This is a genomic window from Vibrio hepatarius (assembly GCF_001274785.1).
GTDB lineage: Bacteria > Pseudomonadota > Gammaproteobacteria > Enterobacterales > Vibrionaceae > Vibrio > Vibrio hepatarius.
Genome location: NZ_LHPI01000025.1, coordinates 129163 through 155359, shown reverse-complemented (window position 1 = coordinate 155359; position 26197 = coordinate 129163). Strand labels below are relative to the sequence as shown.

Here is a 26197-nt window from a genome sequence, read left to right as displayed (position 1 = left end):
AAAAACTTACGCGTTGCCTTTCACTTGCATGTTGAGCTGCTCTGCGAAATCAAGCATGCGATTAAGCGGGATCAGAGACTTCACTCGTAATGCTTCATCAACGAAGATCTCGTGGTCCTTTCCACCATCACGCAGCGCAGTTTCGATTGCTTTAAGACCGTTCATCGCCATCCAAGGACAGTGAGCACAGCTTCGGCACGTTGCGCCTGCACCTGCGGTCGGCGCTTCAATCAGCTCTTTCTCAGGTACAAGTTGCTGCATCTTGAAGAAGATACCTTTGTCGGTTGCAACAATCATCTGCTTATGTGGTAGCTCTTTTGCCGCTTTGATTAGCTGACTGGTTGAGCCCACAGCGTCTGCCAGTTCAACAACGCTTGCCGGTGACTCTGGGTGAACCAAGATTGCCGCGTCTGGGTAGACCGATTTCATCTTACGTAGCGCGTCTGCCGAGAATTCGTCGTGTACGACACACTCACCTTGCCAAAGCAACATATCAGCGCCTGTTTGGTTGGCGATGTATGAACCTAGGTGACGGTCAGGGCCCCAGATGATCGGTTTATCTTCCGCGTCTAGGTGCTCGACGATTTCAAGGGCAATACTCGATGTAACGACCCAATCTGCGCGCGCTTTTACCGCCGCAGAAGTGTTGGCGTACACAACAACCGTATAGTCTGGGTGTGCGTCACAGAACTCACTGAATTTGTCTGCGGGGCAGCCTAAGTCTAGTGAACACTCTGCTTCAAGGGTTGGCATCAAGATGCGTTTTTCTGGGGTTAGAATCTTCGCTGACTCACCCATAAAACGAACACCAGCGATGATTAGCGTACTTGCTGGGTGACGGTTACCAAACTTCGCCATCTCTAACGAATCGCCAACAAAGCCGCCTGTTTCTTCAGCCAGAGCTTGGATTTCAGGGTCGGTGTAATAGTGTGCGATCAGCACCGCGTCTTTTTCTTTCAGCAGCTTTTTAATATTCGCAATATGCGTTTGCTTTTCGCTGTCTGTAAGCGGTGTTGGTTTTGGAGGAAAAGGGTAAACAGTTTCGATTTTATCTAAAATGTGGCTCATTGCTCTTGCTCTACGCAACTTCCAGTAATCCGAGTATTGTAACCCTAACCCGATTCAAGATGCCAGTTTATCGCCCAATAAGTTGGTTGTTATTGTGCTACTAAAAGGAATAAGCCGAGATCAAAAAAGAGCGCCGAAGCACTCTTTTCTGTTAGTTGAGGCGCTCGTTTGCAAGCTTCGCCGATGCGCTGTTTGGATACTCATCCAAAACCTGCTGGTAGTATTTCTTCGCTTGAGTCGCGTTGTTGTTGCGAGTCGCGATGTCACCTAGTTTCACTAGAGCATCAGCACGCTTGTTTGAATCTTTGTAAGAGACAACAGCGGCAAAACTCTTCACCGCGTCTTTATCCTGCTTCTTAGCAAAATAAAGCTGGCCTAGCCAGTAATGCGAGTTTGCTGAAAACGTGGAATCAGGGTAGTCACTCTGAAACTTTTGGAACGCTGCAATAGCGCCAGTGTAATCACGTTTTTTAAGAATAAGGTCGACTGCGTTTTGGTATGCAGTTTGTTCGTCCGCGTTGGTAGTGTACTTTCCGGCAGCGGCACCTTTATCTTGCTTTGGTGCTGGCGTTTCGACTGCAGGCGCGGCGGCTTTTTGGCTGCGTAGTTTGTCTAGTTCAATAAACAACTCACGCTGACGCTGCAACATTTGTTGCATTTCATAGTTGTTTTGTTCCAGTTGACCACGCAAATCACTGATTTCCAGAGCCATGTTGTCGACTTGCTGTTGCAGTTGCAACTGGACGCGATTGCGGTTTTGTAGCAGACGTTCAAGACGCTGAACTTCGGATTCGTTTGTACGGGCAGAGGCAACATTACTACCGCTTAGATCAGATACTGGAGCTGGTGCAGCGAGAACAGTACTCGCTGCACTTGCCAGTAACGTAAGCGTAATGACGCGCTTTAGGTTACTGAACATAAGGATTATCCTTGATTAGTATACTAGAACAGCACGACGGTTCTTAGCGTACACATCATTAGATTGACCTAGAAGAAGAGGCTTCTCTTCGCCGTAGCTAACGATTGAGATTTGGTCCGCTTGAACACCTAGTGCTTGTAGGTATTTAGCAACTGCAGTAGCACGACGCTCGCCTAGTGCGATGTTGTACTCTGGAGTACCACGCTCGTCCGCGTGACCTTCAACAGTTACGTTAAGTGCTGGGTTTTTGCTTAGGTAAGCCGCGTGAGCTGCTAGCATTTCTTCGTAATCTGCAGCGATAGTTGAGTTATCGAATGCAAAGTAGATTGTTGAAGATTCACGTAGAGCTTGCTCTTTAAGTTCTTGCTCAGAAAGCTGGCCGTCTTGGTCCATTGGAGAAACAACCGTTGTATCAACGCTACCTGCTTCACCAGCAGTAGTTTGGTTAGTTTCAGAGCCAGTTGCGTTAGCTGCGTCGTCACTTGAACTACACGCGGTAACTGCTAGTACTGGTAGCGCAATTAGTAGCCCTTTAAGAACTTTGTTTAGTTGCATTTTTATTTTTCCTTAGTTGTTGATACTTACTTGCTACAAAAACGGTGACCATGCAGGAGCACGAACTCGTCCGTTTGTTGCTGGTAATCGAGCCTTAAAGCGTCCATCTATCGACACCATCGAAAGAACGTTAGTTTTCTGATAAACAGAGCTGTATATAACCATGCCGCCATTCGGAGCGATGCTTGGAGATTCATCCAACAGTGTCTTGGTCAACACTTGAACCGAACCTGTTTCCAAATCCTGTTTCGCAAGATTAAATCCAGAGTTGCTGCGGTTTACCATAATTAGGAACCGACCATCTGGTGTAATCTGACCACCTAGGTTCTGACTTCCTTGCCAGGTCAAACGCTTCGGAGAGCCGCCTGCCAAATCTACTTGATAAATCTGCGGTTTTCCACCTCTATCCGAAGTGAAGATCAAGGTTTTGCCATCTGGATGCCAGAAAGGTTCGGTATTGTTTGATCGACCCGTGGTAATTTGTGTCAGTTTACGCGTAGTCAAATCCATGGTGTAAACATGAAGACTACCTGATTTAGACAGTACTAGCGCTAACTGCTTGCCATCAGGGGAAAATCTTGGCGCACCATTGTGACGAGGGTATGACGTTACTTTCTCACGTTCACCGGTATAGATGTTCATGATGAAGATTTCAGCCTGACCATTTTGGAAGCTTACGTACGCAAGCTTTTTACCGTCTGGTGACCATGCTGGTGACATTAGTGGCTGCTTTGAACGCAAAACCATACGCTCGTTGTATCCGTCATAATCGGAGACACGAAGTTGGTAAGGGTATTTTTGGTCTTTGTCGTTCACAACAACATACGCGATACGAGTTAAAAACGCGCCGCGCTCACCCGTCAATTCTTGGTAAATCAGATCAGAGATACGGTGTGCGTATTCACGCATGCGTTTACCCGGGACCGTCGCACGCTTGTTGAAGAGTACGTGGTCTTGTGAAAGTACCAATTGACCGTCAGCGCTTAGTGCTTTGCTCTGACCTTGCGTTAATTGACCACGAACCACGTCAACCAGCTGGTAGTTGATCAGGTAGCTGCCATCTGGGTTTTGCGAGATGCTACCAGTCAGCAGTGCATCCACCCCCATGCCCGTCCAAGCGTCAAAATTGACTTCAGACGCGTTGTAAGGGGTTTGTGGCATTTTGCTGGTCGGAACCGGACTGAATTTACCACTGCGCTGCAAATCTGATGCGATAACCGCAGACATATCATGTGGCAATTTAGTCGCGCCCTCCCATTTGAATGGGACGATCGCAATCGGACGAGCCGAATCAATACCATCGGTAATGACCAGTTCCAATGCCGCATTTGCGACATTCGTTATACTGCTCAACAGTACAAACATTCCTAGTAAAAGGCGTTTAGTCACGTCTTATTCCTTTTAGTCCAATGCAACAGTTAAGTTGATATCTTTAAGTTTTTCGTTAACAGAAGCTTCCGCCGATTTCGGGAAAGAGCCTACCTGAGCAATCGCACTCTTGGCAGCGGCACATACTCGCGAATCTCCACCCAACACGGTGACGCCAGAAACCAGCATGTCTGAACCTGTAGGGATCAGTTTGATGTTAACCCTACACTCCTTTCCCAACAGGTAATCGTCCTTAATCAGCCTTTGCTGGATATTTTGAGTATAGATGGACGACATGCGTGCCAACTCATCGTTAATGAACTGATTACGTGCAGCGCTGTTTTGATCCGCTTCGGTTTCCAATCCCGCAAAGATATCGTTAAGCGCCGCTTCCTGCTCTTTACGCTCACGTTCTAAGCGTTGTAGACGCTCTTTCTCTTTCCGTGCTTTTTCTGCGGCTTCCTTAGCGGCTTTCTCTTTAGCAATGCGATCTTTTTCGGCCTTCTCGGCTGCTTCACGCTCACGACGTGCTTTTTCTTCGGCTTCTTTTGCCGCTTTTTCACGTGCGATACGTTCTTGCTCGGCTTTCGCGATCGCGGCTTCTTTGGCTAAACGTTCTTGTTCCGCTTTTTTAACCGCTTCTTCTTTCGCTTTGCGCTCTGCTTCTGCCTTCGCTGCTCGCTCTTTTTCTTTGCGAGCCCGGGCTTCTTCCGCTTGGCGTTCTTTTTCTTTTTGAACGCGCTGCTTTTCCGCTTCTCGCGCGGCTTTCGCTTCTTTCGCTTGCTGTTCTTTCAGTTTACGAATGCGCTCTTCTTCCGCTTTACGGTTTTTCTCTAGCTGCTCACTTTCGCGGCGCAACTTATCTAAACGGTCCTGCTCTTTCTTCGCTGCGGCTTCACGCTGGCTACGAATTTGCTGAGCCTGTTGCTTGACCACAGCAGGATCAATCACCACCGCTTGAACCATCTGACCTGTCTGTTCTGGTTTAGACATGGTGAAATCCGCCCCCCAGATCAGAGCAACGATCAACAGCGCATGTAGCGAAGTCGATATTGCTATCGACTTGCCGTAATCACTCTTTTTCTTTGGCTTATTGTCTTTCATAAACTAAGCGCGCTTATTCCTTAATGTCCGTCAGCAGACCTACTTTAGGGATACCTGCTTGGCTTAATTCATCCAACACTAATACCACATCCGCGTACGGTGTCGCCGCATCGCCCCCCACTGCAACCGGTGAGTTTGGTTTCAGAGAAAGCTCGGCTTTGACGCGAACAATAATGTCTTGAAGCGATAAACCACGTTTCACTTCTTCGTCGTTGACACTTAGGCCTAAGTTACCGTCACGGTCGATCTCGACAATGATAAAGCTTGCATCACTGTCTCCTGCCAAATCAGATGCAGGTTTCGCCGTTGCGGTTTTCGGTAGCTCGACATCCACACCTTGGGTGACAAAAGGTGAAGTCACCATAAAGATGATCAACAGTACCAACATGACGTCGATATAAGGTACGACGTTGATCTCTGCCGTCATCTTTCGCTTTTTACGTTGATACCCCGCCATTGCGCTTATTCCTTATGCGCGCTGTCACGGCCAGACATCGCCTGACGGTGAAGAATGCTGTGGAATTCTTCAGAAAACGTGGCGTAGTTGTGCTCTAGTTTGCCAACTTTATTGCTTAGACGGTTGTAAGCCATTACTGCTGGAATCGCAGCAAATAGACCCATCGCCGTTGCAACAAGTGCTTCCGCGATACCCGGAGCAACCATCGCAAGCGTCGCTTGTTTCACTTCGCCTAGAGCGATAAACGCGTGCATGATACCCCACACAGTACCAAACAAGCCGATGTAAGGACTGATAGAACCCACAGTGGCAAGGAAAGGTAGATTGGTTTCCAATTCGTCGACTTCACGAGCAACAGCTACGCGCATTGAACGGCCGGTGCCTTCCATAATGAAATCAGGTGAATCTGCGTTTGATTTACGCAAACGGGCGAATTCTGTAAAGCCTGAGTAGAAAATCTCTTCTGTACCAGACAGTTCATCTTTACGCTTTTTGGCATTTTGATACAGAATCGATAGATCGGTACCTGACCAGAATTTATCTTCGAATGTTTCGGTATCTTTAAACGCTTGAGAGAGTACTTTGCTGCGTTTGATGATCATTGCCCAAGAAGCAATTGACATACCCAGCAAGGTTAACATCACCATTTTTACAAGCAGACTGGCTTGTAAAAAGAGGTCAAGCATTGAAATATCAGCGGTCACTGTGCGTAAACTCCATAACTATTGATTGAGGAATCGCGATTGGCCTCATTTTCTCATTGTCGATACATGCTACCTTAACCATTGACTTACACAATGATTTGCCCGCAGGATTTACGATCTCCTGACAGAAGGTAAGCGATGCCTTTTTTATTTCTGCGATTGAGCTTTTCACTACCAAGTGGTCGTCTAAACGCGCACCCTGCAAGAAATCGATGTCCATGTGTCGGACTACAAAACCAATGTTTTGTTCCAATAGTGTTTGCTGCGAAACGCCAACACTGCGAAGTAGCTCGGTTCTTGCTCGTTCGAAAAACTTTAGATAGTTAGAATGGTACACAACACCACCGGCATCGGTATCTTCGTAATACACGGTGATTGGCCACTCGAAAATAGCTTGGGTTGATTGCACTACTGAACCCTTTTAACTCGTTGAAGAGCCTTACTATAACGCATCCCATGACCGTATGTGCAAGGGATAACAACGGATTTCCATAAATTGGACAAAAAAATAGCGCCAACTAACAATGTTGGCGCTATTTCAATGAACTATTGGATAAATATCTGTTAGCTCGCTTATACCAGTCGTACCAATGTCAGATAAATCAGGATCGATAACGAAAAGTATGGGCTGAAGAAAACTTGCCAGTACCAGTTACGAGGTTTGAAGCTCAAACCAAAAATCATGCTTGAACAAATTGCCCAAATCATTAGCGGTGAGATAACATCGTTAAAGCCACCAATGGAAGCTGAATACGCTTCTGGATCCCACATCACCATCGCAACGTGATAAAAACCCAGCAATAGTGATAAGACCCTAAACAGGGTCTTATCTAATGGTGCATGTAGCTTGGCTACCTGCGCAGCGAGGTTACTCACTGTCTTTATCCATCATTTCAGAGTGCTCTAACCAAAGAGCGTTGATTATACCGAATGCACAAGCAAGTAGTACACCTAGAATCCATGCGAAATACCACATAGTAAATGCTCCTTAGTAAAGTGAGTTTTTGTTGTCTTCGATGTATTTGTTATCCAAACGACCAAACATCTTGTAGTAAGTCCAAGAGGTGTAGCCAAGGATAACCGGAACCATAACCGCAGCAACCGCTGTCATTAGGTTCAGAGTCAGCTCAGACGACGTAGAATCCCACATTGTTAGACTATGGCTTGGCATTAGGTCTGACGGCATGATGAATGGGAACATCGCGAAACCAGCCGTTAGGATCACACCTGCGTTACCAAGGCTTGAAGCTAGGAACGCGATACCACCTTTTTCAAGACGAGATGCCAACACAGCGAGTAGCGGCATTACCACACCAAGAATTGGCGCAGTCCACAATAGTGGGTAGGTTTCGAAGTTGTTCATCCAAGCACCCACTTCACGAATCACTTCTTTGTTGAGTGGATTCGACGCTGCGTTAGTATCGATCACGCTAGTAATCACGTAGCCTTCGATGCTTTGTACCCAGAAACCAGCCGCAACAAACGCAGCGACAGTCAGTAGACCCATGATTTGAGCGACGTTGCGTGCACGCACGTGTACTTGGTCGGTTGTCTTCATCTGTAGCCAAGTTGAACCTTGCATCAGAATCATGAACAAGCTAACCAAACCACAAAGTAGCGCGAACGGGTTTAGCAGACCAAAGAACGAACCGTGGTACGTTGGCATCATGAAATCACTCAGTTGGAAAGGTACACCTTGTAGCAGGTTACCAAACGCCACACCAAAGATGATTGGTGGAACAAAACCACTGATAGAAATACAGATATCCCAAGTGTTACGCCATTTTGGTTCTTCGATCTTAGAACGGTAATCCAAACCTAGTGGACGTAGCCAAAGCGCGGCCAGCGTTACGATCATCGCAAGGTAGAAACCTGAGAACGATGTTGCGTAAACCAAAGGCCATGCAGCAAACAGAGCACCACCAGCGGTGATAAGCCATACTTGGTTACCATCCCAGTGCGGTGCGATGGTGTTGATCATCACACGACGCTCGTTGTCATTTTTGCCGATAACAGGTACAAGCGCGCCCACACCCATATCGAAACCGTCAGTAATTGCGAAACCTACCAGTAGAACACCGATCAGTACCCACCAGATAAGTCGCAAGATTTCGTAATCAAACATTTCGTCTCTCCTTGCCTTACGCTTCTACTTGGCGGCTAACTTTGTCTTCTACAGAGTCAGCGTTTTGCTCAAAGTGGTAGCGACCAGTTTTCAGGCTGCTTGGACCTTTACGAGCAAATTTCACCATTAGGTATACTTCGGCAATCAAGAACACTGTGTACAGTGCGATGATTGCGAATAGCGATGTCCAGATCTCAGCTGCTGTCAGCGCAGACGCTGCGACGTGTACCGGAAGGATTTCACCTACCGCCCAAGGCTGACGACCAAACTCAGCAACAAACCAACCGGCTTCGATCGCAATCCAAGGCAGTGGAATACTGACTAGTGCCGCTTTCAGAATCCAAGTTTTTTGCTCGATCTTCTGACGACAAGTTTGAATGAACGCCGCACCGAATACGAATAGCATAATGAAGCCACACGCAACCATGATACGGAACGACCAGAATAGCGGCCATACCGTTGGGATAGAATCATCCGCAGCAGCTTGGATTTGCTCTTCTGTCGCGTCAACAACGTTGTCGGTGTAACGCTTAAGTAGAAGGCCATAACCTAGGTCGCCTTTCACTTCATCAAACGCCGTCATGTTCGCTTCTGATTTATCACCAGCGCGAAGTTTTTCTAGCAACTCGTATGCGTACATACCCGTGCGGATACGCTCAACGTGCTCGTCACGTAGGTCACGAAGACCAGTTACTTGCTCGTCAAAAGAACGCGTTGCAATGATACCCATTACGTAAGGGATCTTGATTGCGTAGTCGGTGTGCATGGTCTCTTGGTTTGGGATACCAAACAGAGTAAAAGCTGCTGGTGCAGGCTCTGTGTGCCACTCTGCTTCTACCGCTGCAAGTTTCACTTTTTGCACTTCACCTAGCTCGTAACCTGATTCGTCACCCAGTACGATTACCGACAGGATAGCGGCCATACCAAACGACGCTGCGATAGCGAATGAACGACGTGCGAATGCGATGTCACGACCTTTAAGTAGGTAGTAAGAGCTGATGCCAAGAATAAACATTGCGCCAGTCGTGTAACCTGAAGCCACGGTGTGTACGAACTTAACCTGAGCAACTGGGTTTAGAACCACTTCCGCGAAGCTCACCATTTCCATACGCATGGTTTCAAAGTTGAACTCAGCACCAACTGGGTTTTGCATCCAACCGTTTGCCACTAGGATCCAAAGAGCAGAGAAGTTAGAACCAAGCGCTACCAACCAAGTCACAACAAGGTGCTGACGTTTAGTCAGGCGATCCCAGCCAAAGAAGAATAGACCAACAAACGTCGATTCTAAGAAGAAGGCTACAAGGGCTTCGATCGCAAGAGGAGCACCGAAAATATCACCTACATAATGCGAATAGTACGACCAGTTAGTACCGAACTGGAATTCCATGGTTAAGCCAGTCGCTACACCAAGCGCAAAGTTAATACCAAAAAGCTTACCCCAGAACTTTGTCATGTCCTTGTAGATTTGCTTATCCGTCATTACGTACAGAGATTCCATGATGGCTAGTAAGAACGCCATACCTAGAGTCAATGGTACGAAGAGGAAGTGATACATCGCTGTCAGTGCAAATTGCAACCGCGATAGATCAACTACGTCAATCATGTTTTCTCCTATGTGTCGGCTGAAGACACTATCTACATTTTACTTGCATAAGTAAGCGTTTCACACACTTTATCTTTGTTGCAAAGAAGCAACACCTTGTTGCAAAAATGTACCGTAACGGTTAGTTAATTGTTAAGCATCAGCTAATATAGCTGGAGCTAATATTACTTGTAAAAACAGATTGTTTCAAAAGGTTTATGGGAGAGATTCGCTTTGATTTGCGTCAATCTTTAGACGCTGTTTTTGATTAAAAATTCAACACTTTGATCTATATCAATTGATTACAGGCGAAAATGTTAAGCAACGGTGATTCGCAGACGAGATTAGGTATTTATGCACTACAAGCGCGCAACATCTAATACCAATTCATTACTTCTTTAGGGGTAGGAGAGATTTTAAAAATGTGACATTGATCATGTAGAACAAAATAGCCAGTCATGAAGACTGGCTATGAAAACTTATTTTTCAATTCCGAAATGAAGATACGCTCGATCAGTGGCAATTCGACCTCGTGGAGTACGTTGCAAGTAGCCTTGTTGAATAAGATACGGCTCTAGCACATCTTCGATGGTGTCTTTCTCTTCACCGATCGCCGCCGCCATGTTGTCTAGCCCAACTGGCCCACCAGAGAACTTCTCCATGATCGCCAGTAAAAGCTTTCTGTCCATGTAGTCAAAGCCTTGAGCATCAACATCCAACATGTTTAGCGCTTTATCGGCAATATCCACGCAGATATGACCATTGCCCTTCACTTCTGCGTAGTCTCGCACGCGGCGCAATAAGCGGTTGGCGATACGCGGTGTTCCTCGTGCACGTCTAGCCACTTCCAGCGCGCCATCGGCGTCCATTGATAAGCCAAGGCAATCTGCGCTGCGCTGCACGATGTTTTGCAAGTCAGCAATTTTGTAGTACTCAAGACGTTGAGTAATACCGAAACGGTCACGTAGCGGCGAAGTCAACGAGCCCGCGCGGGTGGTCGCACCGATCAAGGTAAACGGAGGAAGGTCAATCTTGATTGAGCGAGCCGCTGGCCCTTCACCAATCATGATGTCTAACTGGTAATCTTCCATCGCAGGGTACAGCACCTCTTCCACCATTGGGCTTAAGCGGTGTATCTCATCGATGAAGAGCACGTCGTTTTCTTCTAAGTTGGTCAACAGCGCGGCAAGGTCCCCGGCTTTTTCCAACACAGGTCCTGATGTGGTACGAATGTTTACGCCCATTTCATTGGCAACGATGTTCGCCAGTGTGGTTTTACCCAAACCTGGAGGGCCAAAGATCAATAGATGGTCGAGCGCTTCTTCACGAAGCTGCGCCGCTTTAATAAAGATCTCCATCTGGTTACGAACGTGGTCTTGCCCTTTGTAGTCTTCAAGCTTCTTAGGGCGAATAGCACGGTCGATGACGTCTTCATCACGGTAGGTTGGATTCTCTGGTGCGATTAAGCGATCCGCTTCAATCATAGTCGGTAACCTTGTGTTTAAACCATCGATTTAAGAGCTTCGCGGATCAGGTCTTCGCTGCTCATATCCGCAGTCATTACTTGAGAAACCACTTTCGACGCTTGTGTTGGTTTGTACCCCAACGCCAACAGTGCACTGATCGCTTCTTCTTCCGCGCTGTTTGTCGCAGGCGTGTTATCAACAGGTGCAGCGTCAGTGTACGGCGTAAACAGGTCGCCTGCTCCCCACCCTTTCAGGCGGTCTTTCATTTCAACAACCAAACGCTCGGCAGTTTTCTTACCTACACCCGGTAGTTTCACCAACGTCGATACGTCTTCTCGCTCTACGCAAGAAACAAATTGGCTGGCTGTCATACCCGACAGAATACCCAGACCGAGTTTCGGACCAACACCGTTCGCTTTGATCACTTCGCGGAAAAGCGCACGCTCTTTTACTGTATTGAAACCGTAAAGCAGTTGGGCATCTTCTCGAACAACAAAGTGAGTATAAATGATCGCTTCTTCACCGATGTTTGGCAGTTCGTAGAAGCAGCTCATTGGCATTTGCACTTCATAACCGATGCCATTCACTTCGATGAGCAATTCAGGGGGTTGTTTTTCAATTAGAATGCCGCGTAGACGTCCAATCACAGTAAATTCTCTTTAGAAATGGATTTGCGACAGGATAATAAAGAACTGGATAGACATCCAGTTCTTTATCGATTGTGTTGTCATTTTTGAGTAAACCGTCCCGCAGACTCAAGTGCGGTTTAGCGGTAACGGCCTCGGCGTGCGCTGGTCGCTTTGCCAGCCATCGCAACAAGCGTTTTGTTGGTGTTGGCGTGACAGATCGCCACCCCGAGAGCATCGGCTGCATCGGCCTGAGGTTTGGAAGGCAATTTCAGCATATGTTGCACCATATGCTGTACTTGCGCCTTGTCAGCTGCGCCCGTACCAACAACCGCTTGTTTAATCAAACGCGCCGCGTATTCATAGACCGGCAGTTCGTTATTTACCGCGGCAACGATCGCACTCCCACGCGCTTGACCTAGCTTCAATGCAGAATCCGCGTTGCGCGCCATAAACACTTGCTCAATAGCAAATACATCCGGCTGGAACTGGGTGATGATTTCAGACACACCTGCGTAGATCTGTCTTAATCTACCCGGGAGTTCTTTTTCTGAAGTGCGGATACAGCCACTGCCAAGGTATTGCAAGTGGCGACCGGTTTGGCGGATGACCCCGTAGCCCGTAATTCGCGAGCCTGGATCGATACCTAATATTACTGACATTGAAACCTAATCGTCATTATTTCTTCTAACGGTATGGTAAATCAGACAGCAGACTATATCGAGGTAATTATCGCGCGGCTCGACAAACCTGGCTCTAATGGGACTTCAATCACTTGCGTTGGCTCATTCATCAAGCGCTCGCCTGTCCAGTAATCGTACCAATAGACAGGATGGTCTGAGGTTAACGTCACTTCACGCCCCGGTTGTTGGTAGTTAAACAAACAATGCAACTCGTTGTGTTCCGTGACTGGTAAGAAAGCATGATGCAAGTTAAGCGCCGTAAATCGCGCTGCCTGTTGGGTATGCTTATGACGAAGAATCAACTTAGACAAACTTTGCTTAGCAAAAGGCGTTAAGTCTGGAAGTGGGTCACCAGATAACAACAAGCCACCACACGCCAGCAGCGCGTCGCGATGGAACTCGTAATTTTGCCGGTCGGTCGCTTGATTGGACAACGAGACAAACGTCGCGCAGTCGGGATCAATTTGCCATAACTTACGATGCTGCCAACTTCGATAAAAGGTTTCCTTGGCGATCTGCTCAAAACGGCTAGCGCTGCGCTCAACGTCATCCGATACTCGCATCGCATCGACCATACCTAATGACGGCCACATGGGTGCGTTGCAGCCGAGAATCATCGCATCTCCTGCCCCTTCGGCTATTGCTTCCATCCCCATCCGGTAAGCTTCGACGCCGGTGACCCCGCTTTGATAACGAGCTCCTTTGAGCGTCCCCCAGTAATTTGCATCAAGTTTGAACATCTCAACGCCCCACTCCTCACGCATGGTTTTAACCACCAGCGTTAAGTGTTCCTGCACCACAGGGTTGGAGGTATCGAGAATATACCAAGGCGTGCAACGCCAGCCAGCATAAGTAATATCTTCCGCTTTAAGTGGCTGCCCATTTTCATGGGTCACAAACCAATCAGGGTGGTGTTGGAAAAGTTGCGACTCTGGCTGCGCAATAAATGGCGCTAACCAAATCGCCGGCTTTTTACCTTTCGATTTGATGGCCTGAATCACCGAATGGATGCCAGAGGGAAACTTATCAGACGGCGTTAACCAATCGCCCATGAACGCTTGATAACCATCATCAATCAACACATATTCCAGAGCCATCAAATCTGAATGCATTGCTTCTAGATTATCAACGATGTCTTGTTGTTTAACGTCAGCGTAATAAGCGTACCAAGAGCACCAGCCGATCGGCGCATTCGCGGTGACACCGTCGCGTTTCGGATGATGCGTTTCTATCAAGCGACTGAACTCGGTATAAAGCTCGCTGAGCGATTCCCCCTGCAAAAACACCATCGATTCCAGTTGATTGCTTGACCAGTCCTGTGGATGAGAATTTTCGCCGTCCAAATAGGCGTTAACTAAAGTGTGGTTGTCACGGTGTTCAAACTCAAAGTAACCGGCAAAGCGGTGACAAGAAGTAAAACCAAACAGTGCATAACCGGATGAACTTTCGATCACCATGTAGTTGTAGTAGCGCTGAGGGTCGCGAGGCGGATAAATCCGGTAGGTAGAGCTGTTATCTGGGCAACGACCGACTGGTGTAGGAGTAAACGCCGTACCTGTCGTCTGGCACAACATCTGGAAACCGTCGCCTAACACGACTGCGCTGCGCTCATAATCGAATACCGTTTGGCACAGGAGGAAACGCTCACTTAAGCCATCGTTATTAATGCCTTGATAGGAAAAATTCAGCTCGTTTTGGGTCTGCTCTATGCGTACGTCAAAGTTAGGAACATTAACGATACGCCCATTTGATAGTTCTATTTTTTGAGCCATACCAAGATCCCAGTTACCGCTAGATAATTTAATTAGAGCATTGGATACGGCTACTGTCTATTTCATCAACAGCGCATTTCATTGCCTGTCTCACGGTTTTGACAAATCAACAAAATGCTTATCAAATGCGTTGATTGTGCCTTAACCAATCAGCTTAAAAATGCAGCAACACGAATAAGGTTACTTACGCAGAGACAAAAAAATACCAGCCTTATAAGACTGGTATTTTTGCTTGGAATGTTGCAATTACGCGACTTCGATTGGACCACCAAATGAAGTCACTGGTGGAACCTTACCTTTGAATTTCTCGAACTGAACGATACAAGTGTTTGCAGAGGTTGCCTGAGCAAGTTCTGAAGAACCGATATCCATCGTTAGCGTATTCGGGTCACCGTAAGTACAGATCGCACCTTCTTTCTCGTTTAGCGGACCGTACCACGCACCTTCTTCGATACGGATAACGCCACGTGGGTAGCTGTCAGTCAGTACAGCACCAGCCAGAAGCTGACCACGGTCGTTGAATACGCGTACCAAATCGCCATCTTTGATGCCTTTTTCTTTTGCATCTAGCGGGTTGATGTAAACCGGCTCACGGCCTTGTACCGCGTATGTCGCGCGGAACTCTTCAGATTCACACATTTGTGAGTGCAGACGTTTGTCTGGGTGACAAGACTGCAGCCAGAATGGGTATTTATCTGAACCCGGACCACCGTGAGAACGTTCTGTCTTTTCAAACCACATTGGGTGTTCTTGACAGTGTTCGTAGCCGTAACGACCAATCTTACGTGAAGTGATCTCGATAAAGCCTGATGGCGTACCTAGCGCGTTGATCTCTGGGTCTTTACGGAAGTCCGCGTGACGAACCCAAGGTTGGCCTTCACCAAAGTCGAGTACGCTCTTCTCCCAGAACTCATCAAATTCTGGCATATCGAACTTGTCTTTGTTCGCCGCACGACAATCATCGTACAGAGAACGAACCCATTGCATTTCGTCCATACCACGAGTGTACTCGTTGTGACGACCAAAACGACGAGTCAGCTCAGTGAAGATCTCGAAGTCCGTCTTAGACTGGAACAATGGATCCACTAAACGGTGCATCGCGATCAAACCTTTACCTGAGTATGAACCGTATACGTCGATGTCGTTACGTTCCCATTGTGTACACGCTGGTAGAACGATATCAGAGAAACGACAAGTCGCTGTCCACGCGAACTCGATAGTTACAACAGTTTGCAGCTTCTTGAACGCTTTCTTCATGCGGTTGCGGTCTTGGTGGTGGTGCCACGGGTTGTTACCCGAAATAACCATCATCTTGTAACCCGGCAACTTCACTTTCGAGCCGTTGTAACGGATCTCTTTACCTGGTTCTAGCAGGCAGTCGATCCAACGGGCAACAGGGATTGTTTTGCTGTAACCGTTAAAGTCGTCGTTGTCCCATTTCGGTTTCATACCTTGGTCAAGGTTACGTGGGAAACCGCCTGGCGCCGCAAAACCTGTTGAAGGAACACCGATACCTGAGTAGTGGTGGCCGTAAGAGATACCACCGCCAGGTAGACCTATTTGACCAACCATTGCTGCGACAACGGCTGCTGCCCAGTATGGTTGCTCACCGTGTTCCTGACGTTGAATACACCAGCCCATCAGAATCTGAGTACGACCGTTGACTAACATACGAGCGAATTCGCGGATTTTGTCTGCGCTCACGCCACAGATTTCAGCAGCCCACTCTGGTGTTTTCTCGATTTTGTCTTTCGATTCACCTTGAACGTACTTGATGAAGTCTTCAAAGCCCAGACAGTAAGTCTCGATGAACTTCTTGTCGTATAGGTCTTCGTTGTACAGCACGTGAGCGATCGCTAGCATAAATGCCACGTCTGTCATCGGGTTGATGTACAGGTGGTCATTTTGCAGGAAGCGCTGCGTCTTGTTCTTCACTGGGTCAACTGAGATCACGTTGATCTCACCTTTAGCCACTTTCTCTTTAAGTTGCTCTAGGTATGGGAAAGACTGGTGAGTTTCACAGTTCCAACCTACCTGTAGGTTTTTCACTGGGTCATTCGCCCAAAGGATGATGTTGTCAGAGTTCTTCAAAATCTCAGACCACGACGTACCTTGCGCGTACACTTCAGTCGAACCTAGTACGTAAGGCAGGATGGTTTGACCCGCCCCCGTTGAGTAGTCACCGACTTTCGTGATGAAGTTGCCATGCATACCCACTGCACGTTGCATGTGGCTGGTACAGCTGTGGAACTGACCCGTTTGACGCCAACCTGTTTGACCTGCGTGCAACGCCCAAGGACCGTAGTCTTTCTGGATGCGCTCAAGCTCGCGGTAGAATAGATCTAGCGCTTCATCCCAAGTCACACGGATAAAGCGGTTGTCACCACGTGTTTCTGCGCTGTATTTGTGCTTTTTCAGCCAATCTAGGCGAACCATTGGGTAACGCACACGTGATGGACTGTAAATAATGCCTTTAATACCGTTCAACATTTCTGTTGGGTTAGAGTCAGATTCCAGCGGTTTGATCTCTTGAACTTTACCCGCGTAGACGTGGGCGCGGAATGCGCCCCAGTGTGAACCTGACACTTTCCAAGTTCCGGTTGTTTCTGCTGCACTCGCAGACGCTGAAGCCAATAAGCTTGGACCAATGACCGATGCCGCGCTGGTAGTCGCAACACCTTTCAAAAAACTTCTTCGTGTAATAGCCATTTCAATTACTCCGTATGACGCTTATTAGTGGTGACCTTCAGCAAAATCTGAAGAGTGCTTCTGTAGATACTTCAATACTAACGCTTCGCTGTCAGTGTCGAAGTTAACGAATGCAAGCATACCGTTGAACATGCCTGGCCATGTGTTCGCATCGAAGTGCGCTTCATCAGGCTGCGTGTGACATACAGAACAGTTGGTTTTGTACGCTTCGCTCGCTTTCTCCCAGATAGGCGTTACGTCGTTAAGCATCGCTTCTTTCTTCATCCACACTTTCGCCGCCACTTTTTCCCATGGCAGACCTGTTAGCTCATCGATTTTTTGCTCGCCAGCCGTCACGATCTCATCGCTTTGCGCCGCTTCTTTAAGTAGAGAGCCCACCGCGATGTTCATACCGAAGTCTTCTTGGATTACGCGACCAAAACCTTTCGCTTTACGCCAGCCGTCGATCTCAACGTGAATCATCTCACCGTGTTGTTCAAGAACAGTCACAGTAGACGCTGGGTTAAGTAGACCAGCTTCTTGGCTTGCTTGTGCGTCGAAGTAAACTGGTAGGTGACGAACACTTACCAATGCTTGACCAACTGAGTAATCAGTATTTGATGTCAATTGCTCTAGCTCGCCGACGATACCACCGATGCTATCCATACCTGCTGGAAGTTGGTGCGCGATACCTTTGTGACAATCAACACAGCTTTGATCTTTCTCTGCCGCTTGCTTCATCTGAATGCGAGCAGTCGGAGACATTTGCTCGAAGTCCATCGATTCATAGTTGTGACAGTTTTTGCACTCAAGGGATTTGTTTGCCGAGAAGCGGTCCCACTCGTGTTTGGCGAGTTCGATACGGCGCTCTTCAAATACGCCTGGTTCATCGTAGTTACCAAATACTTGAGCAAAAACTTCTTTTGATGCCTGCATCTTACGTGCAATTTTGTCTGTCCAGTTATGAGGAACGTGACAGTCTGGGCAAGTCGCGCGTACGCCTGAGTGGTTTTTCCAGTGCACCGTTTCTTGAAGTTCTACGTATACGTTGTCACGCATGGTATGACAGCTGATACAGAATTTTTCAGTGTTAGTTGCTTCTAAAGCTGTGTTAAAGCCACCCCAGAAGATAACACCTGCAATAAAGCCGCCCATAGTCAGCACGCCAAGGCTGATATGAACTGCAGGGCGCGTCATAGTACGCCACAGTTTGATAATTAATGATTTCATGGTTTGCTCTCTTAAAATCTTTCAAAAATGCGGAAATAAGCTCGTTGGCTTACATGCCATGTGCACCTGGAGGCCCAAAGAAGAATACTTGCAGCATCCAAACAATGAACCCGTAGCCTCCAACGAAAGCCACACTCAGAATTGGAAAGAGAACAACTGCAATGAAGAGGAACGACTTCCACTCCAGAGAGCGTTTTTCACCACTCTCAATTTTATTAACATCACTCATACATTTGCCTATCTTGTATTTAGTGTTTTGGGATAGCTTCAGTGATCAAGCTAAAGTTTTTTTACAATTTCTAGTTCAAAATGTTAGACCATACTATTAGTAAGGTTCAACGAATTCCGCCCCTTCAAACCTTGTTATTCCACACTTTTTTGAGCTTAACCAGAGATGTGTTTGAATAAGAAATCATGTATAGATTTGCATAGAAATATGAAGAATTGTGAACAGTTAAAATTACGTTAAATCAATAACATTAATGAAACAAGCGCTGTTAAAAAAGGAAAACATCGCCCTCAAAATCGCTGAAAAATTTACCGCTCAGACACCAAAATGTGAACATTATGTATGCGACTTTGTAGCGATTTATGTCGCTAGATAACACGATACACTTGGCAAAAAGCTCACCGCTTTGACCTACTAAGTGGCTGGAATATCGGTTCCTCGTTACAATGGAAAGGCGTCAAATGGAGTGATTAGATGAATAGCGTTGTTGATATTTCTTGGCCGTTACTTGGGTTGTTCTTTTGTACTTTGGCGATCCCGTTATTTATCAGTCGCTACTACCAGCTAGGCATCAGCAAAGATGTGTTGGTCAGCGTAGGTCGAATGACCGTGCAGTTGATCTTTATCGGCCTGTATTTGGAGTACTTATTTGCGCTAAATAATGTCTGGGTAAACTTAGCTTGGTTATTGGTAATGACAGTGATTGGCACCAGCTCGATCATCGATAAAGCCAAACTGCCTAAAAGGCCTCTATTTGTTCCTGTGATCACGGGGTTATTGATTGGTCTTTCACCCATGTTGGCGGTGATTTGTGTATTGGTGGTCAAGCCCGATCCATTCTACAGCGCCCAGTATATGATCCCACTTGCGGGCATGTTGCTTGGTAACTCACTCGGCGGCAACATCGTCACATTGCAGAACTTCTTTACCGCCTTATCACAGCGCAAAGACGAGTATGAAGCGGCAATTTCCTTAGGCGCCTCCGTCCAGTTTGCGACGCTCCCCTTTTTGCGTGAAGCGATTCAAAAGTCGCTCGCGCCTACCCTCGCTTCAATGGCGACGACAGGGTTGGTAACCTTACCGGGAATGATGACAGGTCAAATACTCGGTGGTGCAAATCCGGTCATCGCAATCAAATATCAGCTAATGATCATGATCGCGATCTTCGTCATGATGTCGGTTTCAACCTGTATTTGCTTGAATTTGACGATCCGTAGTGCGATTCACCCCCATGGCCGAGTACTGATCAAACGCTTAGATAATCAATAGATCTGCTGCGAAACGTGCCAATAAGATCTTATCCACAGAATCTGTGGATAACAGTGGTGATACATATTTAGTGGATCTTCTGCAGTGCAGAAATACTCTGGCATTGGCGTATTTTACAGTTCTCTGACATAGCGAAAAGCGTACGTAAGACGTAATAAATGCGTCATTTGGCTCGGCTACAGTGGAAGAACACACACTCACAAGGATAGCGTTATGTGTCTACAGCACGGTATTGAACAAGTTTTGTACAAAGCAGCAGAAGAGGATGAATTGCGTGACTGGTTGGTTGATGAACCACAAGGGTTAGTTGTAGCAGAAGAGTTGTACAGACTAGAAAGATGAAATTAGCAAAGGGAGTAGATGTAGCACCTACTCCCTTTAGATCAGTTAGTCGCGGAGGTAGATTAGCCAGTACCATATGCCGACAAATACACCACCGCCGATAATGTTACCCAACGTCACTGGAAGTAGATTATTCAGCAAGAAATCGACCATGTTGAGGTCGGCGTAGTCGGCAATGTTAGCGCCAGTCATCTGCCAAAACTCTGCGGGCGCCAAATTCTTGATACCAATCGCCATCGGCACTTGGAACATGTTTGCAATGCAGTGTTCAAAACCAGCTGAAACGAACATCGCCACTGGCAAGATCATCACCGCGATTTTATCTGTTAGTGTGCGACCGCTGAATGTCATCCATACTGCGACACACACCAAGACATTACACATTACGCCTAAGGCAACGGCTGATAAGAATGTATGGTGCATCTTGTGCTGAGAAATCGCCATCGCATTGAGGCCAACTTGGCCATGGTCAAACATATACTGCTTGGTCATCAACATACAGAACACTAACAACAGCGCCCCGATCAAGTTTCCGCTGTATACCACTAGCCAGTTTTTGAACAGCATTTTCCACGTGATCTTGCCGCTTGCTCGCGCCACCAGCGTCAGTACCGAACTGGTGAACAGTTCACCACCAGTCACCACTACAAGGATTAGACCGAGACTAAACGCTAAGCCACCGATCAAGCGTGTAATCCCCCAAGGTAAATCAGCCGCTCCAGTAGTCACTATGGTATAAAAAACAAAGGCAATGCCTATGTGTAGACCAGCAGAAATCGCCAGTAGAAAGGATTTAATAGGGTCTTTGGTCGCTTTACCAACCCCTACTTCTGCGGCGCGCTCAGCCATTTGCGGCGGAAGCAAAGAATCAAATTGGTTAAGGTTAATCATCGAGGAAACATTTTGAAACAAATGGACGTTGGGCGCGGATAATTACTCGAAAAGTGATCAATTTCAAGCACTAAATATGAGTTTGCACTCAATTGATTATCTTTTTAATTAACCCTAGTGCATTCGATAAAACTATCAGTATAAAAACAGATAAATAAAGCTCAACACATCAAATTAAAGCCATGAAAATCAATCAATTAATAAAACCACCTACTGAAAACTTACTTCTGAGACACTCTTAGTCCTAATATTCATAATAATTGAATTTTTTATTATTTTTCTCTATTAAGTTGGCGCGACTCTGAGGGAACCGTTATTTGGGCATAAATATCCAGTAAGGTGTTATTGACTCAGATCAGGTGTGATTTTAATTGTGTTTTATTTAACGCAAATACATGCCTCAGATAACATTTCTTTGTAAATGCAATTGCCGTGCTTCAGCGCTGGAACTATGGTGAGTGTATTGGTTTTATTAAGGATTTAACTATGAAGTACACTCCAGACCACATTGCAGAACTCAACTTACTTCTTCAATTCGATCTCAGTAGTGCGGCAACCGGAATCAAAGTTCACCAAGACGCTTCAGAAGATATGCAAGCTGCAGTAAAAAGACTGTATGACAAAAGCTTGTGCACACTGCCAGACGGTGGCTACCTAACCGATGAAGGCATTGAGGTAGCAGAGCACGCTGACAAGATATTACGTGTTTTAAGCAGCTAATTACGCTCAATATTCAGCGACAACGCCAGCCATTACAAACGGCTGGCGTTTTTCGTTTTCATTTCCTTCCTCAGCGCGAATTTTTCTCGACCAACTGACTCACTCGCGGGGCAATCTTTGATATGCTGAATGCAAGCCATGCGTTTCTCAGTCAGCGCCATACATAGACTCACACGTTTAATAAGGGATAGCCGTGAAAACAATCACTATTGTTGGTGGAGGATGGTTAGGTAGACCTCTCGCCCATTATCTAGAATCTATTGGTCACCACGTTTTTGTCAGTAAAACCACATCCGAAGGTGTCGAACAACTCAAACAAGAGCACCTAAACGCATTTCAGCTCGATCTCAGTACAGGGGTTAGCCAAGTCACACAACAGATATCTACAACTCAAGCCGACATAGTCATTGGCTGCTTTCCACCGGGATTTCGTAAAGGCAACGGCGAAGAGTATGCCGACTATTGGAAAACACTGGCCGACGCCTGTGTCAACGCCAATGTTGGCCGAGTTGTCATGGTCAGCTCGACGACCGTCTACCCAAATATCGCCGAGGATATGGTCGAAGAGAAAGCCTCACTGGCGTTGGCTCAGATCCATGAAGACTTCTCGGACAATGCGAAAATAATGCTCAAAGCCGAGCAGCACCTAATGGATTCAGGTCTGAAGTTTGCAATTGTTCGTTGCAGCGGACTGGTTGGCCCACACCGTCACCCTGCCCGCTTTGCACCGAGGCTAAAACAAGTGAGCGACCTTGCTCCCGCCAACATGTTACATCTGACCGATGCGATTGGCGCCGTCAGTTTCGTTGCGTTGCATGATAAAAACGTGGTGGTCAATGCGACGACACCGAACACAGTCAGCAAAGCCGAGTTTTATCAAGCAGCACTGACCAACTCAGGTTCCAGTGAAGTGCTCCCTCCAGTCGTTCACATTGCAGATAAACGCATCGTCGCCGATGCCCTGCTCGACCTCGGTTACAAGTTCCATCATCAACATACGCTCGAGCTGACAGAAGGAACGTTGGAATGAAGCTATACCAGCACATAGACAACCTTTGGGCTTACATGCAGCTCGACCATCAGCTTGAAAAATCGGATTGTATCTTTGTTCTGGGCAGCAACGATGTCAGAGTCGCCGAGCACGCAGCCAATCTGTACTTACAAGGATTCGCGGATAAAGTGATATTCTCTGGCGGTTTCGGACGCTTAACAGAAGGCGTGTTTGAGAAAAGTGAAGCCGAGACGTTTGCCAACATCGCCAAAGACATGGGCGTAGCCAGCGACGATATTATTCTCGAAGATCAAGCGACCAACAGCGGTGAAAACGTTCTTTTAACTGCAGAACTCGTCCAACATCAAGGGCTGGACTTTCGCTCCTTTATCTTGGTGCAAAAACCATACATGGAAAGGCGCAGCTACGCGACGTTCGTCAAACAGTGGCCGCATCCGTACCAGCGCGTCGCCGTCACCTCGACCAAAGCCGAGTTCAGTCACTACTTTAACGACGATATCGACATCGATATGGTCGTCAGAGCCATGCTGGGCGATTTTGAACGCATCAAATCCTACCCTGCACTTGGCTTCCAAATTGAGCAAGATGTCCCAGCGAATGTGGAAGCGTCTTATCAAGCGATAAAAGCCGTCTTTGATTAAGGCATGTTGACCTAGTGATGTAGACAATGGATACAAAAAAGCCAGAGCATATGCCCTGGCTTTTGTTTATCTGATCAGATTAGTGGATCGCGGCTTCTTTTTCGCTTAGGTATTTAAACTCAAGCTCGTCGCCTTTCAGCTCAACTTTCACCGTGCCACCATCAACTAACGAACCAAACAACAGTTCGTTTGCCAGCGGTTTTTTCAGTTGATCCTGAATCACACGGCTCATCGGACGCGCACCCATCGCTTTGTCGTAGCCTTTTAGTGCTAACCAATGACGAGCATCGTCAGACACTTCCAGAGATACGCCACGAGCGTCAAGTTGCGCTTGAAGCTCAACGATGAACTTATCGACCACTTGATGGATGACGTGCTCATCTAGGCTGTTGAACCAAATGATGTTGTCGAGACGGTTGCGGAATTCAGGCGTGAATACCTTCTTGATTTCCGCCATTGCATCATGACTGTGATCTTGTTGGATCAGGCCGATCGACTTCTTAACCGTTTCCTGAACACCAGCGTTGGTGGTCATCACTAGGATCACGTTTCTGAAGTCCGCTTTACGACCGTTGTTATCCGTAAGCGTACCGTTATCCATCACCTGTAGTAGCAGATTAAAGATATCTGGGTGCGCTTTTTCGATCTCATCTAACAGTACAACTGCGTGCGGATTTTTAATTACCGCATCGGTTAGTAGGCCACCTTGGTCATAGCCAACGTAACCCGGAGGCGCACCAATTAAGCGGCTTACCGAATGACGCTCACCGTACTCAGACATATCAAAACGCAGAAGCTCGATGCCGAGCAGTTTTGACAGCTGAACCGTGACTTCCGTTTTACCTACCCCAGTTGGGCCAGCAAACAGGAATGAACCAACAGGTTTATTGTCCGCACCAAGACCAGCACGAGACAGCTTGATGGTTTCGCTCAATACGTCTATCGCATCGTCCTGACCAAACACCAGCATCTTCATCTTCTGATCCAGTTTCTGCAGGATCTCTTTATCTGAAGACGAGACTGATTTCTCAGGAATACGCGCCATTTTCGCTACCATCGCCTCGATGTCAGCGACACCCACCGTCTTCTTGCGTCGGCTAGCTGGCGCTAATCGGCTACGCGCCCCTGCTTCGTCAATCACATCGATTGCTTTGTCCGGCAAGTGACGTTCATTAATGTACTTGGCAGACAGCTCAACCGCGGCACGCAACGCTTTGTTGGTGTAACGCACTTGGTGGTGAGCTTCGTATTTTGGTTTAAGCCCCATCAGAATCTTAGTGGTGTCGTCCACTGAAGGTTCAACAACGTCGATTTTCTGGAAGCGGCGTGATAAGGCTCGTTCTTTCTCGAAAATGTTGCTGTATTCCTGATAGGTGGTTGAACCGATACAACGCAGCTTACCACTGCTAAGCAATGGCTTAATCAAGTTTGCCGCATCCACCTGTCCACCAGACGCTGCACCCGCACCAATGATGGTGTGGATTTCGTCGATAAACAGAATCGCATCGTCTTCTTTTTCAAGCTGCTTCAAGATCGCTTTGAAACGTTTCTCGAAATCACCACGGTATTTCGTACCCGCAAGTAGTGAACCGATATCAAGTGAGTAGATCACGCTATTTTCAATGATTTCAGGCACTTGACCTTCAACGATTCTCCAAGCCAAACCTTCAGCAATGGCGGTTTTACCTACGCCCGCTTCACCGACAAGTAACGGGTTGTTCTTACGACGACGGCAAAGCACTTGAATAGTACGTTCTAGCTCTTTTTCACGACCGATAAGCGGGTCAATATGACCTTTTTTTGCTAGTTGGTTTAAGTTAGTCGCGAAACTTTCTAGACGCTCATCAGAATTGGACTCTTCAACCGTATCGCCACCGAAAGAGTCTGATGAACCCGGCTCGTCACCTTGGCTAGACGCCTTAGTGATGCCGTGTGAAATAAAGTTAACGATATCAAGACGACTGATGTCGTTCTTTTTCAGCAAGTACGCTGCGTGCGACTCCTGCTCACTGAAAATCGCAACCAGTACGTTGGCGCCAGTAACTTCACTTCTGCCAGACGACTGTACGTGGAAAACCGCACGTTGTAGGACACGCTGGAAGCTTAGCGTTGGCTGAGTTTCACGTGTCTCATCGTTCTCTGGGATAAGAGGTGTTGTTTGGTCGATAAAAATATCAAGCTCGCTGCGCAGTGCATCGATATCAGCCTGACATGCTTGTAATGCCTCTCTCGCTGCATCATTTTCCAACAATGCTAGCAGGAGGTGCTCGACGGTCATAAATTCATGTCGTTTATCACGAGCGCGAGAAAATGCGCTGTTCAAACTCGACTCTAATTCTTTGTTCAGCATAGGGACCTCCTCAACAACAACTCAAGTTGTACCGACAGATATTAAGCTTGCTCCATCGTACAAAGCAAAGGATGCTCATTCTCCCTGGAATACATAGTGACCTGAGCCACTTTGGTTTCCGCAACCTCCGCAGTAAACGTGCCACAGATTGCCTTACCTTCATAATGCACTTTAAGCATCACTTGCGCTGCTTTGTCTGCATCCATCGAGAAAAAACGTTCCAAGATTTCTATTACAAAGTCCATCGGGGTGTAGTCATCGTTGTTCAAGACAACGTTATACATAGATGGTGGTTTTACTTTTGTTTTCTCTAACTCCAGCAGATCTGAATCTGGAGTGACCCATTCAAAATGCTTGCTCATGATCTAATAGTGTTGGTTTATGACTAGTTTTAAT

At 47.0% G+C, this 26197-nt stretch carries 27 protein-coding genes; 5 read left to right on the top strand and 22 right to left on the bottom strand.

Going from position 1 to position 26197, the window contains the following annotated elements:
• Positions 1–6: 6 nt before the first annotated feature.
• The 19 genes from nadA to torE form a co-directional block, all read right to left on the bottom strand.
• Entirely contained in the window at positions 7–1068 is a 1062-nt protein-coding gene (nadA, locus tag AKJ31_RS20185; protein WP_053410832.1) for a quinolinate synthase NadA, read from the bottom strand.
• A 151-nt stretch (positions 1069–1219) separates the two neighbouring features.
• Positions 1220–1987 (bottom strand): tol-pal system protein YbgF, encoded by a 768-nt coding sequence (gene ybgF, locus AKJ31_RS20180; RefSeq protein WP_053410831.1) that lies wholly within the window; start codon positions 1985–1987, stop codon positions 1220–1222.
• A gap of 15 nt (positions 1988–2002) precedes the next feature.
• A complete protein-coding gene (gene pal, locus AKJ31_RS20175) occupies positions 2003–2542 on the bottom strand; it encodes a peptidoglycan-associated lipoprotein Pal (RefSeq protein ID WP_053410830.1) in 540 nt (179 codons plus the stop codon).
• Between the two features lie 33 nt (positions 2543–2575).
• Positions 2576–3931: a Tol-Pal system beta propeller repeat protein TolB gene (tolB, locus tag AKJ31_RS20170; RefSeq protein ID WP_072161408.1), complete on the bottom strand. Its 1356-nt coding sequence runs from the start codon at positions 3929–3931 to the stop codon at positions 2576–2578.
• A gap of 12 nt (positions 3932–3943) precedes the next feature.
• Entirely contained in the window at positions 3944–5014 is a 1071-nt protein-coding gene (tolA, locus tag AKJ31_RS20165) for a cell envelope integrity protein TolA (protein WP_053410828.1), read from the bottom strand.
• A gap of 13 nt (positions 5015–5027) precedes the next feature.
• Positions 5028–5471: a protein TolR gene (gene tolR / locus AKJ31_RS20160; RefSeq protein ID WP_053410827.1), complete on the bottom strand. Its 444-nt coding sequence runs from the start codon at positions 5469–5471 to the stop codon at positions 5028–5030.
• Positions 5472–5476: 5 nt separating this feature from the next.
• On the bottom strand, positions 5477–6175 hold the full coding sequence (tolQ, locus tag AKJ31_RS20155; protein WP_053410826.1) for a protein TolQ: 699 nt from the start codon (positions 6173–6175) through the stop codon (positions 5477–5479).
• The gene (gene ybgC / locus AKJ31_RS20150; protein WP_053410825.1) at positions 6165–6584 is read right to left on the bottom strand and encodes a tol-pal system-associated acyl-CoA thioesterase; all 420 of its coding nucleotides are present in this window, start codon (positions 6582–6584) and stop codon (positions 6165–6167) included. Before ybgC ends, tolQ begins: the two co-directional genes overlap by 11 nt.
• Before the next feature lie 164 nt (positions 6585–6748).
• The gene (ybgE, locus tag AKJ31_RS20145) at positions 6749–7051 is read right to left on the bottom strand and encodes a cyd operon protein YbgE (protein WP_053410824.1); all 303 of its coding nucleotides are present in this window, start codon (positions 7049–7051) and stop codon (positions 6749–6751) included.
• A complete protein-coding gene (cydX, locus tag AKJ31_RS22735) occupies positions 7044–7151 on the bottom strand; it encodes a cytochrome bd-I oxidase subunit CydX (protein WP_000270284.1) in 108 nt (35 codons plus the stop codon). The genes ybgE and cydX overlap by 8 nt, the downstream gene beginning before the upstream one ends.
• A gap of 12 nt (positions 7152–7163) precedes the next feature.
• Positions 7164–8300: a cytochrome d ubiquinol oxidase subunit II gene (gene cydB / locus AKJ31_RS20140; protein ID WP_053410823.1), complete on the bottom strand. Its 1137-nt coding sequence runs from the start codon at positions 8298–8300 to the stop codon at positions 7164–7166.
• 16 nt (positions 8301–8316) lie between these two features.
• Complete coding sequence (gene cydA / locus AKJ31_RS20135; RefSeq protein ID WP_053410822.1) at positions 8317–9903, bottom strand: cytochrome ubiquinol oxidase subunit I; 1587 nt, start codon at positions 9901–9903, stop codon at positions 8317–8319.
• Between the two features lie 458 nt (positions 9904–10361).
• The gene (gene ruvB / locus AKJ31_RS20130) at positions 10362–11366 is read right to left on the bottom strand and encodes a Holliday junction branch migration DNA helicase RuvB (RefSeq protein ID WP_053410821.1); all 1005 of its coding nucleotides are present in this window, start codon (positions 11364–11366) and stop codon (positions 10362–10364) included.
• Between the two features lie 17 nt (positions 11367–11383).
• On the bottom strand, positions 11384–11995 hold the full coding sequence (ruvA, locus tag AKJ31_RS20125; RefSeq protein ID WP_053410820.1) for a Holliday junction branch migration protein RuvA: 612 nt from the start codon (positions 11993–11995) through the stop codon (positions 11384–11386).
• 119 nt (positions 11996–12114) lie between these two features.
• A complete protein-coding gene (gene ruvC / locus AKJ31_RS20120) occupies positions 12115–12636 on the bottom strand; it encodes a crossover junction endodeoxyribonuclease RuvC (RefSeq protein ID WP_053410819.1) in 522 nt (173 codons plus the stop codon).
• Positions 12637–12689: 53 nt separating this feature from the next.
• Entirely contained in the window at positions 12690–14429 is a 1740-nt protein-coding gene (locus AKJ31_RS20115) for a glycoside hydrolase family 36 protein (RefSeq protein WP_053410818.1), read from the bottom strand.
• A 246-nt stretch (positions 14430–14675) separates the two neighbouring features.
• A complete protein-coding gene (torA, locus tag AKJ31_RS20110) occupies positions 14676–17138 on the bottom strand; it encodes a trimethylamine-N-oxide reductase TorA (RefSeq protein ID WP_053410817.1) in 2463 nt (820 codons plus the stop codon).
• A gap of 24 nt (positions 17139–17162) precedes the next feature.
• Positions 17163–18347 (bottom strand): pentaheme c-type cytochrome TorC, encoded by a 1185-nt coding sequence (torC, locus tag AKJ31_RS20105; protein WP_053410816.1) that lies wholly within the window; start codon positions 18345–18347, stop codon positions 17163–17165.
• Between the two features lie 49 nt (positions 18348–18396).
• The gene (gene torE, locus AKJ31_RS20100) at positions 18397–18576 is read right to left on the bottom strand and encodes a trimethylamine N-oxide reductase system protein TorE (RefSeq protein ID WP_005378141.1); all 180 of its coding nucleotides are present in this window, start codon (positions 18574–18576) and stop codon (positions 18397–18399) included.
• A 474-nt stretch (positions 18577–19050) separates the two neighbouring features.
• Here torE and AKJ31_RS20095 point away from each other — a divergent pair, with 474 nt between their 5' ends.
• Both AKJ31_RS20095 and AKJ31_RS23555 read left to right on the top strand, forming a co-directional pair.
• Positions 19051–19845, top strand: a complete 795-nt coding sequence (locus tag AKJ31_RS20095) for an ABC transporter permease (protein WP_053410815.1) — start codon at positions 19051–19053, stop codon at positions 19843–19845.
• 213 nt (positions 19846–20058) lie between these two features.
• Positions 20059–20187 carry a hypothetical protein gene (locus tag AKJ31_RS23555; RefSeq protein WP_281173368.1) on the top strand — a complete coding sequence of 43 codons (129 nt, stop codon included), beginning with the start codon at positions 20059–20061 and terminating at the stop codon, positions 20185–20187.
• Between the two features lie 45 nt (positions 20188–20232).
• On the opposite strand, the gene focA is transcribed toward AKJ31_RS23555, so the two are convergent.
• Entirely contained in the window at positions 20233–21075 is an 843-nt protein-coding gene (gene focA, locus AKJ31_RS20090) for a formate transporter FocA (protein WP_053410863.1), read from the bottom strand.
• A 489-nt stretch (positions 21076–21564) separates the two neighbouring features.
• Here focA and AKJ31_RS20085 point away from each other — a divergent pair, with 489 nt between their 5' ends.
• From AKJ31_RS20085 to AKJ31_RS20075, 3 genes are all read left to right on the top strand, one after another.
• A complete protein-coding gene (locus AKJ31_RS20085) occupies positions 21565–21798 on the top strand; it encodes a TIGR02647 family protein (protein ID WP_053410814.1) in 234 nt (77 codons plus the stop codon).
• Between the two features lie 193 nt (positions 21799–21991).
• Complete coding sequence (locus AKJ31_RS20080) at positions 21992–22828, top strand: NAD-dependent epimerase/dehydratase family protein (protein WP_053410813.1); 837 nt, start codon at positions 21992–21994, stop codon at positions 22826–22828.
• The gene (locus AKJ31_RS20075; protein ID WP_053410812.1) at positions 22825–23451 is read left to right on the top strand and encodes a YdcF family protein; all 627 of its coding nucleotides are present in this window, start codon (positions 22825–22827) and stop codon (positions 23449–23451) included. Before AKJ31_RS20080 ends, AKJ31_RS20075 begins: the two co-directional genes overlap by 4 nt.
• Before the next feature lie 79 nt (positions 23452–23530).
• Here the strand turns inward: AKJ31_RS20075 and clpA are convergent, their stop codons facing one another.
• Positions 23531–25801: an ATP-dependent Clp protease ATP-binding subunit ClpA gene (clpA, locus tag AKJ31_RS20070; protein WP_053410811.1), complete on the bottom strand. Its 2271-nt coding sequence runs from the start codon at positions 25799–25801 to the stop codon at positions 23531–23533.
• Positions 25802–25842: 41 nt separating this feature from the next.
• Complete coding sequence (gene clpS, locus AKJ31_RS20065) at positions 25843–26163, bottom strand: ATP-dependent Clp protease adapter ClpS (RefSeq protein WP_053410810.1); 321 nt, start codon at positions 26161–26163, stop codon at positions 25843–25845.
• Positions 26164–26197 lie beyond the last annotated feature (34 nt).